Source organism: Leptolyngbya sp. 'hensonii', assembly GCF_001939115.1.
Taxonomy (GTDB): Bacteria; Cyanobacteriota; Cyanobacteriia.
In genome coordinates, this window is the sequence record NZ_MQTZ01000044.1 from 40,854 (window position 1) to 59,821 (window position 18,968).

13 protein-coding genes and 1 tRNA gene are annotated in these 18,968 nt (G+C 51.7%); 6 read left to right on the top strand and 8 right to left on the bottom strand.

Annotated features, from left to right (window positions below; genetic code table 11):
• Positions 1–9: 9 nt before the first annotated feature.
• Positions 10–1,953, top strand: coding sequence for a DNA topoisomerase (ATP-hydrolyzing) subunit B (gene gyrB / locus BST81_RS17130; RefSeq protein WP_075599725.1), 1,944 nt, complete (start codon positions 10–12; stop codon positions 1,951–1,953).
• A 30-nt stretch (positions 1,954–1,983) separates the two neighbouring features.
• Here gyrB and BST81_RS17135 read toward each other — a convergent pair whose 3' ends face one another.
• Complete coding sequence (locus tag BST81_RS17135) at positions 1,984–2,523, bottom strand: cold shock domain-containing protein (RefSeq protein ID WP_075599726.1); 540 nt, start codon at positions 2,521–2,523, stop codon at positions 1,984–1,986.
• A 74-nt stretch (positions 2,524–2,597) separates the two neighbouring features.
• On the bottom strand, positions 2,598–5,411 hold the full coding sequence (locus BST81_RS17140; protein WP_075599727.1) for a CHAT domain-containing protein: 2,814 nt from the start codon (positions 5,409–5,411) through the stop codon (positions 2,598–2,600).
• A 247-nt stretch (positions 5,412–5,658) separates the two neighbouring features.
• Between BST81_RS17140 and BST81_RS17145 the strand changes: the two genes are divergently transcribed.
• On the top strand, positions 5,659–6,765 hold the full coding sequence (locus BST81_RS17145) for a peptidoglycan-binding protein (RefSeq protein WP_075599728.1): 1,107 nt from the start codon (positions 5,659–5,661) through the stop codon (positions 6,763–6,765).
• A gap of 55 nt (positions 6,766–6,820) precedes the next feature.
• On the opposite strand, the gene BST81_RS17150 is transcribed toward BST81_RS17145, so the two are convergent.
• A complete protein-coding gene (locus BST81_RS17150) occupies positions 6,821–8,320 on the bottom strand; it encodes a TM0106 family RecB-like putative nuclease (protein ID WP_075599729.1) in 1,500 nt (499 codons plus the stop codon).
• 107 nt (positions 8,321–8,427) lie between these two features.
• On the opposite strand from BST81_RS17150, the gene BST81_RS17155 reads away from it, so the two are divergent.
• The 3 genes from BST81_RS17155 (at position 8,428) to BST81_RS17165 (ending at position 11,223) form a co-directional block, all read left to right on the top strand.
• Positions 8,428–8,727, top strand: a complete 300-nt coding sequence (locus BST81_RS17155) for a hypothetical protein (RefSeq protein WP_075599730.1) — start codon at positions 8,428–8,430, stop codon at positions 8,725–8,727.
• Between the two features lie 198 nt (positions 8,728–8,925).
• Positions 8,926–10,113 (top strand): aminotransferase class V-fold PLP-dependent enzyme, encoded by a 1,188-nt coding sequence (locus BST81_RS17160; protein ID WP_075599731.1) that lies wholly within the window; start codon positions 8,926–8,928, stop codon positions 10,111–10,113.
• Between the two features lie 36 nt (positions 10,114–10,149).
• Positions 10,150–11,223 (top strand): glycosyl transferase, encoded by a 1,074-nt coding sequence (locus tag BST81_RS17165; RefSeq protein WP_075599732.1) that lies wholly within the window; start codon positions 10,150–10,152, stop codon positions 11,221–11,223.
• A gap of 44 nt (positions 11,224–11,267) precedes the next feature.
• Here BST81_RS17165 and BST81_RS17170 read toward each other — a convergent pair whose 3' ends face one another.
• The 3 genes from BST81_RS17170 to BST81_RS17180 form a co-directional block, all read right to left on the bottom strand.
• Positions 11,268–12,068, bottom strand: a complete 801-nt coding sequence (locus BST81_RS17170) for an SDR family NAD(P)-dependent oxidoreductase (protein ID WP_075599733.1) — start codon at positions 12,066–12,068, stop codon at positions 11,268–11,270.
• 1,076 nt (positions 12,069–13,144) lie between these two features.
• Positions 13,145–13,999 (bottom strand): methyltransferase, TIGR04325 family, encoded by an 855-nt coding sequence (locus BST81_RS17175; RefSeq protein ID WP_216351375.1) that lies wholly within the window; start codon positions 13,997–13,999, stop codon positions 13,145–13,147.
• Positions 14,000–14,111: 112 nt separating this feature from the next.
• Positions 14,112–15,023, bottom strand: a complete 912-nt coding sequence (locus BST81_RS17180; RefSeq protein ID WP_075599735.1) for a methyltransferase, TIGR04325 family — start codon at positions 15,021–15,023, stop codon at positions 14,112–14,114.
• 383 nt (positions 15,024–15,406) lie between these two features.
• Here BST81_RS17180 and BST81_RS17185 point away from each other — a divergent pair, with 383 nt between their 5' ends.
• Positions 15,407–16,237 carry an SAM-dependent methyltransferase gene (locus tag BST81_RS17185; RefSeq protein ID WP_216351376.1) on the top strand — a complete coding sequence of 277 codons (831 nt, stop codon included), beginning with the start codon at positions 15,407–15,409 and terminating at the stop codon, positions 16,235–16,237.
• A gap of 115 nt (positions 16,238–16,352) precedes the next feature.
• Here the strand turns inward: BST81_RS17185 and BST81_RS17190 are convergent.
• Together BST81_RS17190 and BST81_RS17195 are read right to left on the bottom strand one after the other, a co-directional pair.
• Positions 16,353–16,425 (bottom strand) — tRNA-Met (locus tag BST81_RS17190).
• 140 nt (positions 16,426–16,565) lie between these two features.
• Entirely contained in the window at positions 16,566–18,962 is a 2,397-nt protein-coding gene (locus BST81_RS17195; RefSeq protein WP_143780384.1) for a peptidoglycan DD-metalloendopeptidase family protein, read from the bottom strand.
• Positions 18,963–18,968: the final 6 nt, after the last annotated feature.

Below are 18,968 nucleotides of genomic sequence, written 5' to 3' on the forward strand. Positions count from 1 at the left end.
GCTTTATTCATGACAACCAATAGCTATGATGCCAGTCAGATTCAGGTTCTTGAGGGGATTCAACATGTCCGAACCCGTCCCGGTATGTACATTGGTAGTACCGGCCCTCGGGGACTTCATCATTTAGTTTATGAGGTTGTCGATAACTCTGTCGATGAAGCTCTGGCTGGTTACTGTAAGCAGATTCAGATCAGTCTGAACCCGGATGGGTCTGCCACCATCACGGATGATGGGCGTGGAATTCCAACTGGGATTCATCCCCAAACCGGTAAATCGGCCCTGGAGACTGTAATGACGGTACTCGGAGCCGGAGGTAAGTTTGGCGGGGGTGGCTACAAGGTTTCCGGTGGTTTGCATGGGGTTGGGATCTCAGTGGTCAATGCCCTGTCGGAGTGGGTTGAAGTGAAGGTCTGGCGGGAACAGCATGTTCATACGCAGCGTTATGAGCTGGGTGTGCCCGTCACCACGCTCCAGGTTGCGCCTTGGCCGGAGCCTCGGACTGGAACATCGGTCACCTTCAAGCCCGATGCCAATATTTTTACAACCACAACCGAATTTGATTACTTGATCCTGTCCAATCGTTTTCGGGAACTGGCTTATCTTAATGCCGGGGTTCAGATTGCGTTTACAGATAACCGCCTGGAGTTGCTCAAAAGTGAGGAGCCCAAGACTGAAACCTATTACTATGAGGGCGGCATCCGCGAATATGTTGCCTATATGAACCGGGATAAACAGCCTTTGCATGAGGAGCTGATCTATGTCCAGGGAGAGCGCAACACTGTGACGGTGGAGGTGGCTCTGCAGTGGTGTGTCGATGCCTATACGGACAATGTCCTGGGTTTTGCCAACAACATCCGCACTGTAGACGGGGGCACGCACCTGGAAGGGTTAAAGGCGGTGTTGACCCGCACCATGAATGCGATCGCCCGGAAACGAAACAAGCTGAAGGAAAATGACCCCAACCTGGCTGGAGAAAATATCCGGGAAGGGTTGACCTGCGTAATTTCGGTGAAGGTTCCCAACCCGGAATTTGAGGGTCAGACCAAAACGAAGCTGGGAAACCCGGAAGTGCGGGGAATCGTGGATTCCCTGGTGGGCGAGATCCTGACAGAATATCTAGAATTCCGGCCTGCTGTGGGGGATGCCATCCTGGAAAAGGCGATCCAGGCGTTTAATGCGGCGGAAGCGGCCCGTCGAGCCAGAGAGCTGGTCCGTCGTAAATCGGTGCTAGAGTCTTCTACCCTGCCGGGTAAACTGGCGGACTGTGCCTCTCGTGATCCCAGTGAATCAGAGATCTTCATCGTGGAAGGTGACAGCGCCGGTGGGAGTGCCAAGCAAGGCAGAGACCGTCGGTTCCAGGCGATTTTGCCCCTGCGGGGTAAAATCCTCAATATTGAGAAGACGGATGATGCCAAAATCTACAAGAACAATGAAATTCAGGCTTTAATTACGGCCTTGGGACTGGGCATTAAAGGGGATGAGTTTGATGCCTCTCAGTTGCGCTATCATCGCATTTGCCTGATGACCGATGCAGATGTGGATGGAGCCCACATTCGGACCCTCTTGCTGACCTTTTTCTACCGGTATCAGCGATCTCTGATTGAGCAGGGGTATGTCTACATTGCCTGTCCGCCACTCTACAAGGTGGAACGAGGTCGTAACCACTATTACTGCTATAGCGATCGGGAATTGACCACCTTGATTGAGCGAGAGTTTCCCCAGAATGCCAACTACACTGTCCAACGGTTCAAAGGACTGGGAGAAATGATGCCGACGCAGCTCTGGGAAACCACGATGAATCCGGAAAGTCGGACGCTCAAGCAGGTGGAGATCGAGGATGCCGCTGAAGCCGATCGGATTTTCACCATTTTGATGGGCGATCGGGTGGCTCCCCGGCGGGAGTTCATTGAAACCTATGGTCCCAAGTTAAACCTGGCCGATTTGGATATTTAAGTCTGCTTAAGAGGGGCAGGCATTGCCTACCTACCTGGGTGCTTTGTGCCAACCGGCTGCGATCGCTTCTGCCTCTGTGCAGAACCATTTCTCTCCCTTAGCTAGATCAATGGTTGTGGAGTTGTAATCCTCCATGCCTGGAAGATGATAAACCTTATTCTGAGTTTCCACTGAGATATTGCCTTTGATCGTGCAATTTGGTTTTGTCAGGGTTGAAATTGGAGAGCGAAATCGACTGCCTTGAAGTTCCATGACCACAAGGGCAATCGCAAGGAGACCTCCCATGCTGATCGCAATTTCTGCTAATCTACTTTGCCGGGGTTTCCGTTTGCTGGGGGCAGGTTGCGCTGGAACTCCTGAGATCGAGGCATGAACAGCTCGAACCTTACCATCTGCTTCCATCTTCAGCTCATATAGGATGGTGTCTCCGACCTGTGGGCGACGACTGCTCCCCTTGAGGGCACTGATGTGCAGAAAAACGTCTTTACCTCCGGTTTCCGGTTTGATGAAGCCAAATCCCTTGCCATCTTTCCAGTTTGACAGTTGACCTTTTTGCAAAATAGGTTTCATTATGCGAAAGTCCCATCGCCCTATGTCTGTTATCTAACAATCAGTTTGCTGTAATGGTGCTGTCAGGTTGTTATCTAAATCTTTAACAGCTTCCGCCAATCTTCAACAGCCTGAGGGGACCACATCCAGTTTTTTTGTAAAACCTCCGGACGAAAGCCGGTAGGCTGTTCTTTTAGTACACTATCCCGCATACTGAGTGACTCAGAAGTCTGGCCAGACTTTAAGAAAACTAGAGCCAGACCGGAATTGGCCATCAAGATGTCCTCACGCCTGAATGTCTTCGGCTTGACGGCATCTTTTTGCTCTTCAATCAGGTAGGAGGCACTAAACCAGACCTGTTGAGCGCGGTTCAGATCGCCCAGAGCGTAGCAGACAAACCCCAGCGCATTCAGGTAGGCCAGAGAATTGGGGTCCTTTTTAACTGCTGCTTCAAAGAAAGGCTTGGCCTGATGCAGGCTGTACTGTTTCCGATCGGCCCGTACCGACTGAACCACCAACCTGCCCCGGAGAAACTGAATCGCCGCCTGGTCTGCTTGGGCGGGTCTGGCCTGAGCCAGAACTGCCTCCGCCTCATCTAGGGCATTCCGATCGAGGAGCTGCTCGACAATGCGCTGCCCCAGGGCCGTTTGCCCCTGCTGGAGCGCTGCCTTCCCCTGTTCTGCCAGGGTGGCATTGTTGGTTGCAGGACGGGATGGGTTGGGGGATGGTTTTTTCGACTGCTGAGGTGATGGAGAAGAGGGCTTGGACCAGAGTTGCATCGCCTGGGGTAGGAGTTTGACCCCAGCCAGTAGGGCAATAGTAATCCCCATTCCTGCCAACAGGGGCCAGAGGATAGCCCAGAGTCGGGCCTGACCATTGCCCGTAGGATAGGCAGCAGGAACAGAACTCAGCCGGGATTCCAATCGGGGGCGGCTGTAAACAGATGCTCCTGAGGCCCCAACCGTATCCCCAGGTAGTAACCCATTTGAGCTGCTCTGGGCCTGATGGGTCAGGGTTGTCGGAAGCTGCATTTGCTGGGTCACCACCGATCGCCAGACCACGATCGGAACAAACGGAACTTTGAGAAAATCCCGGACCTGCCATTGGAAACTGTTAAAAGTGCCCAGTTCCAGATCGGCGGGCGCATAGACCGGTGACGTAGCTTGCTGACGGTAAAGGGGATTTTCGGGAATTTCTAAGGCCAGGAAGTTGCTGGTCTGTAATTCCAGGCCACCAGGAAGCAGGCTCTCCAGATTGGAAGCCTGGACGATCGGACTCTCTTCGTTGTCTTCAACTTCCAGCTCAGATTGGGATAGACGCTGGATTAACTCCCCGACAGAAGGTCGCTCTGCTTCCAGTTCGGGGTCATCCTGGTAGTTCAGGTTAGCCACCAGATCGAGGTAGTCCCGATCTCCGTTTAGGGGAGGATTCCCGGATTGAGGCATCACCCGTATGGGTTGAGTCACCGTGGTTTCACTGGCAGGCTGGGCCTGCCGGGGCAGATCTTTTGGTGGGGGAAAACTAACCTCTAGAGGCTGGGCCTGACCTGGCCGATCGTCCGCTGGATGCTCCCACAACTGAGCTGGAGTTCGGTTGGTGGGGGTAGCCAGGGGTGGGGGTGTTGTGGGGTTGGGGGCGACGATCGAACTGCTGGTACCGTTGAGGGGAGACACAACAGGTGGAGTCTCAACCAGAGGTGCATCCTGATCTCCATGGGGAGCCAGATAGCCATCAAAGTCTGGATGCATATACAGGATCGGCAAAGCCCAGTAAAGCTGTTGCGATCCGTAGGCGGAAACTAACCCCTGTCTAGCCCGACTGAGGCTCAGGTCTACCGGATAGCCCTGACGCAGATTTCGATAAAACAGGCGGGTCAGGGTGAGGGCGACCTCATCCGGGATGCGTTCTGCCATCGCCAGGACAGCAGGAATGCCTCGCCGCACCAGTGCTTCTGCCAGACTTCGCTCACACAACTCTTCGGTCAGGCTAACTGCGGCGGTGTAGGCTCCCCGGCAGGAATTAAAGACCACCATGCGAATGCCATTGTTAACCAGTAACCCGGCCAGGTCATCGCCACTCAGGGTTTCACTCAGACCAGTGCGTCGATTGACTAGGTAAAGGTTCCCCCCGGCTGCGGCCAGATTACTGTGGCCTGCGTAATGGAGAACATGATAGTGGCCCTGCTCCAGGGCCTGAGTCAATTGTTGCCGATCGGGCTGCTCCAGCAAAGTCAGCTGAATTTGGGGAGTTTTCGCAGCAGGCCGACCGTTAGAAAGATTGACTTGTTGTAACTCCTGCTGCAGGTGTAGAACTTCCTGCTTCAGCTCCAGATTCTCCTGATCGGTGGGTGCGGCGATGACCACCAGAATATTCAACTGGGGAATCTGACTCCAGGGCTGGCCTCCCCGCAGCAGAGTTTTGCTCTGCATCTGCAGGGGTAGCACCATAGAAGTAACAGTGGGTTGATAGCGTGAGAACACAATATCGGTGCCGGTTGCGATCGACCGATTTTCCGCATGAAGCACTTCCCAGGGCAGGCGGGGCAGGCGATCGCCCTTCAACCCCAAGCGCAACCGCAGCGTTTCCCGACAGTGATGGGCAATTCCCCTTGCCGTGGTCCAACTGTCACGAATTGTTCCTTGAAACAAAACGTTATAAAATTGCTGTCCCAGGTCCACCAGATTCGACGATCGCTCACCGGCGGACTGCCCGCCCTGCAGAATATTCATCAGGGGGTCATTCATCAACTGTCTGGCCTGATTTAGCCAAGTCTCCACCGGCCATCTGACTTGCTCTTCGGCCAATGGCACTCCCGGTGCGACCCGCTCAGTCCGCACCAAATATTCGTCGCTCCCAACTGGAGTTATAGAAAGATAAAACTCCTGAACCACTGCCTCAGGATCTCCCACCCTTTATCTCAGTTTCAGCTCGTTTGATCATGAGGATCTCACTTAATTAATTTGATCCTGATCCTGAAGTCTTTGTTCCACCGGCTGCAGAGCTTTTAAACATTCAGGACAATAACTTCATGAGCGTCAAGAGACTTAGATCAATCATACACGGGTCTAACTTTTCGTTCCATCAGTAGCCCCTGACTCAATTCGTTGCGCTATCCTGGGGTTGTCATCAATGGGTCATTTCTTCCCTGATACTGCTATGGAAACCTTTGCCTATCTCTGCCATGCTGCGCTTCGTGATCAAGCTGACCCCCTTCCGGTGCAAGATAGTGATGCCAGGGCCTCAGTCGCGGGCTCTCCATGGATGGAATTGCGCTGGCTGCCCCTAGCCCTTGCTTTGATCCTGCTGGTTTCAGTTGAGCAAGCCCTGGCCCTCCGTAAAGGGGACAAGGGGCCGGAGGTGCGATCGCTCCAGACCAGCCTCAAGCAGCAGGGATATCTGGTTGGTCCTGTGGATGGTCAGTATGGTTCTGGGACAGAACAAGCTGTGCGTCAGTTCCAGGCCGCAAAGGGGCTGAAAGCAGATGGGATCGCCGGGAAAGCCACCCTGGCGGCCCTGGGCCAAGTTGCTCAGGGGGGGCCTGTACTTGACGATGCTGGGGATGGTCAGACCCTGCGACGTGGTTCCAAGGGGCAGGCTGTGATGGTTCTGCAGGATCGGCTGCGGGAAGCAGGTTACTACAAAGGACCGGTGAATGGGAGTTATGGGCCGCAAACCGAGGCTGCGGTAAGGCAATTGCAGCAGGTGAATGGGTTAACGCCGGACGGTGTGTATGGCCCGAAAACAGCCCAGGCTTTGCAGCAAGGTAAGAGTCAATCGACCTCATCGGGGTCAGCAACAGGCTCCATGACCTCTACGGGGAAGACCATCGTGCTCCGACTGGGCAGCCGGGGGGTAGAAGTTTCGACGTTGCAGGAGCGGTTGAAAACTGCTGGAGCTTATGAGGGTAGCATTACCGGCATCTATGATGCTGCAACAGAAGCGGCTGTGAAGCGTTTTCAGGCAGATAGTAACCTCCCGGTAGATGGTATTGCAGGTATCAAGACGCAACGAGCATTGCAGTTATTCGCCACAGGTAGTGCCAGTTCTAAAGCCGTGGATGAATCTGTGGCAGAGCCAACTGCTCCTGCGATCGAGGACTCAGGCAATCCATCCGTGCTCAAATTACAGCAACGCCTGCAAGAGCGGGGGTTCAATCCCGGCCCTTTGGATGGCAAAATGGGGCCAAAAACCAATGCAGCGATTCAATCTGCCCAACGAGCGTTAGGTCTGCCTGAAGAAGATATTCGGAATGGTAATTTCTGAGGAGTATGTGGAGTGCAGCGCCTATTTTTAAGGTTGAGTCAGGCGTCGATAGTCTCTAGCCTGCTCTGGCGATCGGTTCGGCTGTAATCGGTTCGGCTGTAATCGGTTCTCGGCTGTTCCGCTGGGTGAATTCTACTAACCAGTCTTTCAGCCGCTGCATGGCCCGACAGTCATCCTCGTTGTATTGAATAATGGCTTCCAGGGAAGCTCGATCGCCCTGCTCCAGCCACTCGGTATACCAGCAAATGGCCAGGGCTCCATTGGCATTCGGATCGCGCCAGTCGAACCCTAGCCAGCGGGCGATCGGTTTGAGCGCATAACTTTCCACGGGAAGAATAACAGTTTGGGTAACCCATTCGTGCAAGTCAATGAAGCGAGACACCAGGGGTTCAATCAGGCTAGAGGGGGTATTGTAAAGCTTCCCCAAACGCTCAACTGTTTGGACTTCGTAGGGGCAGAAGTGGAAGATGGGGGCGTTGGGATAGCGCCAGACCAGTTCCAGAAACTGCTGCCAGGCAATGATTTCTGCATCAGGCTGTTCTGCCAGTAGGGAATAGAAGGTTTCGGTTCCCGTTTGCCGATCAACGACCAGAACCCCATGCAGGTAGGCCAGATTGAGTTCGGGCTCTGCCTCAATATCGAAATAGAGTTCTATATCAGCGGTAGGTAACTCCTGGAGTGAGGATAAAAGCCCCGTTTCTCGAAGAATCGCTCGATTTTGGAGCGTAGACTGAGCTTGTAAAACGAGCTTCTGTGCCACTTCTGGATTAAATCCCGGTAAATTAGCCAGCCCGTCGGAACTACGGTAGGCCAGAGATTCAACAGTGGTGAGATTTTGGGCCTGGAGCTGGATGTAGCGGCTGGCAGTCACCCCCGGCAATAGGGAGAGATGTTGTTGCGACTGGGCAATGTCATAACAGTGACTGTACCAGTGGCAGAGGCTGCAGCGATTCCGAGCGATGAATACTTCTGGCGCTTCGGGTTGATTTAAAGTCTGGATGCAGTCCTGCAGAATTTTTTCCATGTCTGGCAGGATTTTCCACAGATCGACCTCATAGGCTCCCTTTTCTCGCAGGAGCAGCCAGCTATGCTCAGGCCAGGCTTCCTGGACGGCGGCCAGAACTTTCACATTAAAGGCCGCAACGATCTGATACTCTAGCTTGGGGCGTTTGCCTAACTTAATTTCGGTAGGGACATATAGCCAATCTCCAAATTGAGATTGACCGGAGTGTTTGACCAGCAAATCGGGCCGACTCAAAAGCGTGACCTCCTCTGAGATCTGAGTCAGCAGCACTCCCCGGTTAATACAATCTACCCCCTGCTGCATCAGGTCTAAAGTGGCTGCCATCCCCCCCTGCCAGTCATTTTCAGCAAAGGTGGGTTGTTGCCACGATCGATCGCGCAGGCTCGATCTACGATGGGTGGCGCTATCCTGGATCAACTTGAGTAGATAAGCGCTGGGCGGATCCCGCTGGCTGAGGTCGCCAAACGTATCGAGGTACGCTCGACGACTACACCGCTGAAAGTAGAGCAAAAGTTCGGCTGTCAGAAACATGCCTCCAAACTAGCAGGAAATTGGCCACGCTGCAGCTATTCTGGTAAACTTGATGGCTCTGACGCCCCTTCGCTAAAATATGGGGAGGAGCTTCTGAGGCACGCATAATGCTTCAGTATGATTCGTTACAAGATAACCCACTGTTATGCTTGCCCCAGGTTGAAGACCGACCAGAGACAGATAGTCTGCCTGGGGATAACGAGTTACAAGTTATTATCCCGACCGGATTATGGGCAATCCTATCTCTGGTGTGGGCCGACCCGTCCAAGTGGTTTTTTGGCATCAATATCGGACTTCACGCTGCTCCAACAGAGCCAGCGATCGGCCCAGACGGGTTACTGAGCCTCGGTGTAAAGCGGTGTAAGCGGGAGAGTCCGACTGATCCAAACGGTGAACGGGGTCGCTAAGAACGCCAACTGCGGGAGGACCTGCTGAAAAACTTAAAAGTTCGGGGAATTCACCTAGAAACTTTGTGAGAACAGAATCATGATCCTTGCCTCCTTGTGGGTTATCTATGTCCGAACCCTATCAACGACGAATTGTACTAAGCTGTCCTGATGCCTCATGAAGTCTTGAAATCAAAATATTAAGGATCTGAAGCATTCGTGACTATCGGCATCAACCATCTGGAGCAATACCGTCAGCAGTTTCCAGCCCTGGCGAACAAGACTTATTTCAACTACGGAGGGCAGGGACCGATGCCCTGGGTGGCCCTGGAAGCGATTCGAGAGGCCCATGAGCAGATTCAGAGCCGGGGTCCCTTCACCGGGGCAACGAATGAGTGGCTGAACCAGGAGACCGTTCAGACCCGTCAGACGATCGCCACCGAGCTGACTGTTCCAACCGATACCATCACCCTGACCGAGAATGTCTCGATCGGTTGCAATATTATCCTCTGGGGGATCGACTGGAATGCCGGGGATCATATTCTTCTGACGGACTGTGAACATCCCAGTGTGGTGGCCACTGTCCAAGAAATCCAGAACCGGGTGTTTGTGGAGGTGTCGGTCTGTCCCTTGCGGGATGCCGTGGACCGAGAAGACCCGATCGCCATCATTCGGGAGTACTTGCAGCCTAATACCCGTCTGGTTTGCCTCAGCCATGTCCTCTGGAATACGGGTCAGGTGCTTCCCCTAACCGAGATTGTGACGGCTTGCCATAGTGTAAATGCCCTGGTGCTGGTGGATGCAGCCCAATCGGTTGGCCTGCTACCGCTCGATTTGACAGCAACTAAAGTGGACTTCTATGCCTTCACCGGTCACAAGTGGTGGTGCGGTCCAGCAGGCTTGGGAGGGCTGTATGTGCGTCCAGACCGATTGGAGACTCTCAGGCCCACCTTCATGGGTTGGCGTGGCATTACCTCGACCCCTATGGGGGACCCCATGGGCTGGCAACGGGGTGGGGTCCGGTTTGAGGTCGCCACCTCAGACTATGCCCTGTATGCTGGCCTGCGGGCGGCGATCGCCGTCCATCAGTCCTGGGGCTCAGCTCAGGACCGGTATCAGCGCATCCTCGCTCTCAGCCGATATCTCTGGCAACAACTGCGGCAGAGTCCAGGGATAACTTGTCTGCGCCAGCACCCCCCTGACTCTGGGCTGATCTCCTTCCAACTGGCTGGTTATGAACAAAAACCCTATGGCCAGCTCCATAACCAGGTGGTGAAATGGCTGGAATCCGAAACTTTAATGGTGAGAACCCTGCGTAATCCAGATTGCATTCGTGCCTGTGTCCACTACTTCACAACCGAGGCTGAAATCGATCGACTAGTGGCAGCCTTGTCTGCTCACCGTTGATAATTTAGTTGATCACCCACCCATCCCCGATCGCCAATGACCATTCTCTATGTTGCTGTCACCAACCACGGGTTTGGTCACGCAACCCGTGCGGCTTCTGTGGTTGCCGAAATCAAACGGCTATGCCCTGAAATTGGGGTCGTGATGGTGACCACCGCCCCCCACTGGTTGCTGTCTGCCTATATTCCCGATCCGTTTATCCACCGTCCCCGGGCTCTGGATGTGGGGGTGATCCAGAGCGACAGCTTCAAGATGGATCAGGCGGCGACCCTGGAAAAGCTCCGTCACATTCGCCAGCAACAAGCAACGATCGTCGCAGGGGAAGTCACCTTTATTCAGCAAAATCGAGTGCGGCTGATCCTGGCCGATATCCCGCCCCTGGCCGCACCCATTGCCCGTGCTGCTGGCATTCCCTGCTGGATGATGAGTAACTTTGGCTGGGACTTTATCTACCGACCCTGGGGGGGAGAGTTTCTGGAAATAGCTGACTGGATTGGGGACTGTTTTCAGCAGTGCGATCGCCTGTTCCGCCTGCCCTTTCATGAACCCATGGCAGCCTTTCCTGTGATCACGGAGGTGGGTCTGACGGGTGGATCGCCTCGCTACGATCTGGCCACCTTAAGAACTGACTTTGGTCTGAGGCACCCCCCGGAACGGACGCTCCTGATGACTTTTGGGGGGCTGGGTCTGGAGCAGATTCCCTATCAGAACCTGGACCACTTTCCGGACTGGCAGTTCATTACCTTCGATCGTCAGGCTCCCGATCGGCCCAACTTGCTCAAAGTGCTGGACAATCAGTACCGGCCTGTGGACTTTATGCCCCTCTCTGGACGGGTCTTGTCCAAGCCAGGATTCAGTACTTTTGCCGAAGCCTGTCGCCTGGATCTGCCGATCATCACCCTGACCCGCGAAGGTTTCGCCGAATCCCCCCTTTTGCTGACAGGAATTCAGGCCCAGGTCCCCCATCGGATTCTGCAACCGCAGGAGTTCTTTCAGGGAGATTGGGCTTTCCTGCGGCAGCCCCTGAACTCCCCCCAGACGTTTGGATCAGTCCCGAAGGATGGCAATGAAACCATTGCTCGATCGGTGGTGGAATATTTGAACCCCTAGTAGGGGCATTGCATGCAACACCCCTACCCAGGCAACAGCAAATATTAGGTGCGGGAAAACGATCGGGATCGGGCATTCGGTAGCGGGGCTGTGACCTGGAGAATTTTCTCCATCAGTCTGGGAAAAAATCGATTGCACAACACTGCCAGATGACTTTGCCAGCCCACCAGAATTTCTGGAGAGCCCTTCTTGAGCCCAATCATAAATTCCCTGGCCACCTGTTGAGGCGTCATGGGGATAATGCCACGAAACCATTGCAGATGCCGCACCATATCGGTATCTGTCAGGGAGGGCAGCAGGGAAACCACTCTGACATTGTGGGCAGCCAGTTCTCCCCGTAGGGCTTGGCTAAAGCCCAGGATGGCAAACTTGGTGGCGGAATAGGTGGCCATGGTGGGAGCAGCCAGCTTGCCCATCAGGCTGGAGACATTCACAATCACACCTTCCTTCTGAGCCACCATCCGACGGGCGATCAAACGGGTCACGGTATACATTCCAATCAGGTTGACTGAAACTTCCTCCTGGACCTGGGGTAACCGCGATCGGAGAAACGGAGCCTGGTGGGCAACACCGGCACAGTTGACCAGGAGGTGGATGGGGCCGTAATCTCGCCAGGCCTGGGCGATCGCAATATTGACCTCCACGGGCTGGGCCAGATCCAAAATCAGAGGGATCACTTCGACCTCCAATCCTTCCAAATCTGTAGCCACTTCTGTCAGTCGTTGCTGATCTCGGGCTATCAGAAGTAAGCGCTGAATGCCCTGCTGGGCCAACTCTATCGCGATCGCTCGCCCAATTCCCCGGGAAGCACCGGTCACGAGAGCAGTCTTTCCTTGAATCTTCATGTCTAAAACCTCCAAAAATGAGGCTCACTAAATCATCAGCCGACGCCGGGTACGGTCAAAGTTGAAACCGTATCCTCCGACCAGCAATCTTTCCCAGTGGGGATGTCTAGTGAACGGGTACCCCCATTGCAGCCGTTATGGTCAAGCTGAAGTCGTGTTGCACGCAGGTCTGTAAGGCAGACCGGTGCAATCACCGAGCAAATGGGTATGAGTCAGAAAAATCTTGATCAGTCGAGTAATGTGGGTCAACAGTCCGAAAGTTATTCAATCGCAAACTGATGTCAGCTAAGCGTCTGTAACCTGAATGCAACGACTCAACAACGGGTACACGAGCTATTTTCAGCAAACAACGATTGAAAGGGTTGCAATGGCAACTGGGACAAATCCGTCACGACCGATGGGTGAATTGGCATAACTCCTCCGATGACTTCAAAACTGCCTGTCGTACCAGGGAAGCTGAGGAGTCCTAGGACTCAATGAATTGGAAAGGGCTGTAGTGCGCCAGACATAGGGGATGATCCTCCTCATTGCGACCATGATCTGAAACAACCGTACATGCACACCCTAACAACCAAATCAAGAGATTGCAATATTTATTAGTGATAAATTGAAATCTTTAGATATAGATACAATCCTCTCAGGATTATAGGTGCTGTTGAGTGTTGATTTTTAATCTTAAAATGCTTTTTGAAAGCTGGTTTTAGGCGATTTCAGATGTGGTTGTTAATTCAACTATTATGAGAATTTGTCAGAAAATCTGACTTTTGTCTGCTTAAAATTGCCTTTTGTAAATATCTTTATTTAAAAAAACAGTTGCGCATCAGGTTGCGCATCAGAATGATGTTGAGAGCATCCCAGTTTTGCAAGGTTGCCCACCCCAGGGGAAGCCGCTCTGCGTCTACATCCCCCAGCCCCTTCTCCCCAAAAAGGGAGAAGGGGGGCCAGATTCAAAGTCCCTCTCCCAGAACGGGAGAGGGATTTAGGGTGTAGCTTGCTTCCCGCAGGGTGGGCTACAAAAGTGGGATGCACTCTGTGGCATCCTTGTGAAACTGCTGAATGAGAATCTTGCCGAAAACCTACTGCAACTGAAAATAAAAACCATGGAATGCATCCACAAATCGATCGGGGTGAAATGGAATCAAGCATTGCCGATCTTGCATCCAACTATCCATTAGTTTGTAACCATATGCTTCTAAATCTTGAATGAACTGAGTTCGATTTTGAATTTTAAATGGGATATAAGACACAAAATTGGTCTGAGGACGGACCATCATTAATCTCTGTAGAGTAATGTAGGTTTCACCCTGATACAAAGGGACATGATTAATAACCAGATAGCGAGGTTTTGCTGGTAACTGCTTTAATAGGGTAACTAAAGACTCTTCAAAATATTGCAACATGCCACAACAGAGAAAAATTTCTGCATCTTTAGCTTGGGCAAGATCAGTAATGTAGCTTAAATTGGCAGCAGGAAGATGATTTAAAAGTTCTTTGCCAACTTCTACAATTTTAGGCACTTCGCAGACAGTCCAACTTACGTCTTTAGGATAGGAGATGAAGTGGCGATAGGCATAATAACTATAACCAGTCGTGCCACCCAGATCCAAAACAGTGGTGCTATCTCTGAAAGCATTTCTCAACCAGACTAGTACAGGATAGTCAATGGGTTTCAACTTCTCGACTTCGGTTAGATCTTTGAGCCTTGAATCATAGAGATCCCTGTAGTCATAGCCTGAGAGAGCCCCTTTAGGGACAGCAGCTAATGCCTCAGAAAAAGAAGAGAATACATACCGATAAAGATTAGGATTTCTAGGGTATAGCCAATAATAGTAATAATAGTCTGCGAGTACCGGTGTATTTTCCACAAAATTTCGCAGAACTCGTTTAACTGACTTAGGGAATTGATTTATGCTACTCATTGCATCTGCCAAGCTACCAGTATTCTTTAGATGAATTGCTTAGTTTCTGCTCTATCTTCTATTCCAGGATGAGAGAAACTTTAACTTTAGATACCTTTCTCTTTGACTCAGAAAAGCTGTTTGATCAAGTCTGCCGAAAGTAAAATCCATGATAAGCATCTACAGCTCTTTCAGGATGGAAAGGGATATAACATGTTCGATTTTTCTGCCAACTATCCACTAATTCATAACCCAAAGCTACTATCGAGTTAATAAATTGTGTGCGGTTTTGAATTTTATAGGGAGTATAGGAAGAAATTTGGGTTTTATCGACTGGATCAACAATCAAGAGATTCTGCAACGTGACGTATTGTTCACCTTCGTAGAAGGGGACATGATGAACAATTAGGTGCTGAGGTTTAGTCTGCAGTTGACTTAATAACGCAGCCAAAGAAGGTTCTAAATACTGCAATGTGCCACAGGTGAAAAAGATTTCAGTTCCTTCAGCATCAGATATATTGGTGGTGTATGACAACCCTGGACTGTTGAATCGGGTTAAAAATTCATTCCCGACTTTTACTGCTTCAGGAACATCACAAATGAGCCAGCGTACATTAGGCGGATAAGAAATAAACCTACGATAAGCATAATAGCTGTAGCCTGTATTCCCCCCCAAGTCAAACAGGATAGAACTCTCTTTAAAGATCTCTCCTAGCCATACCAGAACTGGATAGTCGATCGGCTTAAAGGGATGAATCTCATTAATATCAATATCATGCTTGAGTGATGTATTGTGAATCTCAGCATGGTTATATCCAGAAGGTAATTTCGGAGGCACAGCCATCGCAGCCGCAGAGAAAGATGAAAAAACGCCTCGGTAGAGATTTGGGTTTCTGGGAAATAGCCAGTAGTAATAATAGTAATCTGAGAGAATGGGCGTTCCTTCGACAAACCCTCGTAAAATTTGCTTCAAGCTTTTGACCAGGGACATAGCAAGCAGCATATTGACGACATTCCTCCAGCCTGTAATTTTTTCAGGACGATCGAGATCAGGCATAAAGCCAGCAGGACTTCTCCGGAGAGATCTACATCTCCTGGCTCTGGACTGAGATAACGGTTGCGATCGCCCTGCCCATACGATTCGCCGAATTGAGCCTCTCCGGCTTTTATACGATGAGAGGACTGATTTCTTATCTAATTTGACTGTATATTTACAGTCTCTTTATATACCTTACCCCATTCAGATAATTTTTCTTTACAAGAAGATGGCTTCAAGCGTCTGAGGGGTTAGATCTGATGTGAATTCAGCTCATGCACAGATGACATTGATGGGGACTTTAGAGGTTGCCACCGAATCAATGGTGATAATGCCGCAATCGACATGGTAGTTCATCAGCAACCCAATCCCCAATCCATCTACTCAAGGAAGGGAAAACAATCGTGGAAAGTCAATCCGATCAACCCGAATCCGCCAAAATACTAGAGGGGGTTCCAGATTTCGTCCCGTTTTCTGCAGAACTCATGGCCGCTATTCGGGTTTGGGAGACCAGCAGGCCCGATCGCCTGTTTGAGGATACTTTTGCTGCCCAGTTTGCCGGTCCTCTCGCTTTAAATCTAGTCGCGGAACGGGAAAAAAAAGCAGACGGTGTACTAGATTTGCTGGCTCTGCGTACCCGATTCTTTGACGATTTTCTCCTGGCAGCGACAGCCAGCATCCAACAGGTTGTGATTCTGGCAGCAGGGTTGGATGCGCGGGCTTTTCGCTTACCTTTACCTGCAGAGACCCAGATTTATGAATTGGATCAGCCAGCAGTCCTGGCTAAAAAACAACAGGTTTTAGGCCAGACTCAAGCTCAATGCCACCGACAGACGATCTCAGTAGATTTTACCCAGCCCTGGGTAGGGCTCCTAATTGACCAGGGATACCAGCCTGATGTTCCCTCTGTCTGGATCATGGAGGGTCTGCTGATGTATTTGACCACAGCAGAAGTCAGAGAGCTGCTCCAAACAATCTGGCAGAACGCAGCAATGGGGAGTTGCTGCGCCGCCGATCTCTTAAATGTAAAAGCATTGGCCAGTGAAGATCTGGCAGCAGCCTACTGGCGATCGGGCTTCGACGATCCAGAGGGCCTCTTCACCTCGATTGGCTGGGCCGTTGAAGTTCTACAGCCTCAGGAGTTTGGGGTCTCCTTTGGTCGTATACCTTACGCAGTCCCTCCCCGTGAGGTCGTAGATGTGCCCCGCAGTTTTTGGGTGAAGGCCAAGAAATAATGTTCTGCAAATTATCGCTAATCATTAGCGGTAATTTGCGGAATTCATAAAAAGCGACAACGCCGGAAAGCCTTATTTTACTGTACCTCCGGGCATTGATTAATCGTGGAAAATATGGCTCAGGCGGGATTTGAACCTGCGACCTTGGGCTTATGAGTCCCCTGCTCTAACCACTGAGCTACTGAGCCAAATATATAAATTTCAGACCTTTTTTACCTTAGCATATTCTTGCTGCTGGGATGCCAATTTCCTGAGGAAGAACGATGATGCAAAAACAGGTGGAGGAATTTTGTTCCTCCACCTGTCTGATACAGAAATTCAGGCAGGATTACCGGGGCAGATAAGCCATTGGATTGACTGCGCCTTGCCCTGCAGGATGGACCTCGAAGTGGCAATGAGGTCCGGTGCTGTAGCCGGTACTTCCCATCTCAGCAATTTGTTGTCCCTGATCAACCTGCTGCCCAACTTGGACCAAAATCCGACTGTTGTGAGCGTAGCGAGTCAGGCTCCCATCGGGGTGTTGAACTTCAACCAGGTTGCCATACCCGCCAGAGTTCCAGCCCGCATAGACGACAACACCAGGGGCTGCAGACAGAATCGGTGTTCCGACTGGAGCAGCAATGTCAATCCCTCTATGCATCCGACCCCAGCGCCAGCCATAACCAGAAGTCAACACTCCCTTGGCAGGCCAGATAAAGCCGTTGAAACTAGCAGCACCATTGGGCAGATAACGATCGGCAGCGGACAGGGGAGGCAGGTCAGGAGAAACCATCTGACCAACCAGAGGCTGCACGATCGAGTCGTAATTCTCAGAACCCAGAGGTGCTGTCGCAATCATCTGCTGAGGGGCAGGTACCGTAGCAGGTGAACTTGCCTGGGATGAGGGTGGAGCCTCAGAACTAGTACCTTTGAGGGCTACGACTTCTGAGCGCAGGGATTGGGAGAAAGCCCGGGGGCTAAACTCTGGATTGACGGCCTGCAGATCGGCTGCAGTAGCGGGCCGACTGGCAACAGTTAAACGCTCAGCCGAAGACTGAGAAGAAGGCGATGCCTCATCCTTGACTTGAACCTGAGGAGCCTGGTTACGATACTTCTCTCTCAAGCGGGAAATCTCATCTTTCAAGTTCTGAAGGTAAAGACCGTCATTGCGATCAGGGTTAAGCTGAATGACTGGGTTTACCGTAGAGTCAGAAAATGGCGTAGTGAGATTGGATGGAGCGGAAACTGCTGCCAGGTTAGAGTTGGGTGCGGAGACTCCAATAATTGAAGCGGGCTCAGAAGTAGAAGGAACGGAGCCCTTGAACTCCTGCTGAGACATCCCTGCAATACCTGAGTAAATCGGTTGGAAGCCCGAAACGGGAACAGATGCCACAGGGACAGGTTGTTTCGGAGCCAGCAGGGCATCTTGGGAAGTGGGTGAATCAGCAATCGCAACGACGGTAGGAACAACGACGGATGCACCTGTAGGATAAACCTGACCTATGGGTTCACTGACCTCAGACTCAGGCGTCAACATAACTGAGGTTAGATCCCGGGATGCAACTTTGACTGCCGTGGAGTTGGGAATGGAAATTTGCTGATTGACACGGATGAAGTTAGGATCACGAATCTCGTTGACCCGAACCAGATCCTTGCGAGAAACGCCATGCAGTCTGGCAATTCTATCCAGGGTGTCGCCCGGTTGAACCTTGTAAGTTTTTGCTGCGGTTCCCAGGGGCGAACTAGAGGGCTTGAGAGTGTCGTTGAACTCTCGAACCGTTGCCACCTTGACTGGTGCGGGCAATGTTGAGCTGGAAAATTGATTTTGAGAGGGGCCAAACTCACTCTGAAAAACAGAAACTGCTTTTGACGTTTGACTATCCTGCTTTGCCAATAGCTGAGACTGAGGAGCAAGACGTTCTTGAGCAGTCGAGACTTCAGACGATGTCTGGGTCGTAGTGTTTTCCTGAGGTGGGAAGACAGTTGCTTCTGCTTCTGCAACTGGGGGTTTCTCCCCATCCAACGAGTGAGATGATTTCAGCTTAGATAAAGCTGAGCTCAGCTCTTCTCGCTTCATGGACATTTTGTCCACAGCAAAGTCTTGACGCGCTTTAGACAAGGCTTCATTACTGTCGAGCTTTGTCTGAACTGGAACTTCGTTTGGAGCAGACCCTCTGCTAGCTTCGTGAGCAGCAGGGGTAGGGTCAACCGTTTCCAGCGCCTTGGTAGCCGCGATCGGTGGGTAAGCTACAACGCGATGGCCTGAAGTGGGAACCCTGAGAATTTGACCAACATGAAGAACCGAGTCAGGAGAAAGATTATTGATACTTGCCAGAGAGGCTGCATCAATTTGGTAATACTGGGCAATCGACCAGAGGGTTTGTCCCTCTTGAACTGCATGGTGAATTGCTGAAGCTTCAGAACCACTGGGAACAACAGGGGTTGACTCAATTTCGGGCGTAGATGGCAGGCTGGCAACCTCAGGTTGCGCAGGAGCCGAAGTGACTGTCGGTTCGGTTGCTAGCGGTTCTGCAGCGATCGCCCTGTCATTTTGCTGTGCTACCAGCAAGCTGGACGCGCCCATGGAGATGGCCAGACCGATCATGGCAGCAGAAGTGCAGGCTCTCCGATTGACATCATTTGCGGCCTGCTTAGAGCCGTCAGCCACACTAGCGTTATCGACAGCCTTCTCATCAAAGCTGTTTTGAGAAACAGGCCCGATTTTCCGTGGATACGTTCGTCTCAAAGACTG

Excerpts from the sequence above, each read along its gene's own strand:
- gyrB (WP_075599725.1), top strand. The coding sequence starts at position 10 with ATGACAACCAATAGCTATGATGCCAGTCAGATTCAGGTTCTTGAGGGG.
- BST81_RS17135 (WP_075599726.1), bottom strand. The coding sequence starts at position 2,523 with ATGAAACCTATTTTGCAAAAAGGTCAACTGTCAAACTGGAAAGATGGC.
- BST81_RS17145 (WP_075599728.1), top strand. The coding sequence starts at position 5,659 with ATGGAAACCTTTGCCTATCTCTGCCATGCTGCGCTTCGTGATCAAGCT.
- BST81_RS17150 (WP_075599729.1), bottom strand. The coding sequence starts at position 8,320 with ATGTTTCTGACAGCCGAACTTTTGCTCTACTTTCAGCGGTGTAGTCGT.
- BST81_RS17155 (WP_075599730.1), top strand. The coding sequence starts at position 8,428 with ATGCTTCAGTATGATTCGTTACAAGATAACCCACTGTTATGCTTGCCC.
- BST81_RS17165 (WP_075599732.1), top strand. The coding sequence starts at position 10,150 with ATGACCATTCTCTATGTTGCTGTCACCAACCACGGGTTTGGTCACGCA.
- BST81_RS17170 (WP_075599733.1), bottom strand. The coding sequence starts at position 12,068 with ATGAAGATTCAAGGAAAGACTGCTCTCGTGACCGGTGCTTCCCGGGGA.
- BST81_RS17180 (WP_075599735.1), bottom strand. The coding sequence starts at position 15,023 with ATGCCTGATCTCGATCGTCCTGAAAAAATTACAGGCTGGAGGAATGTC.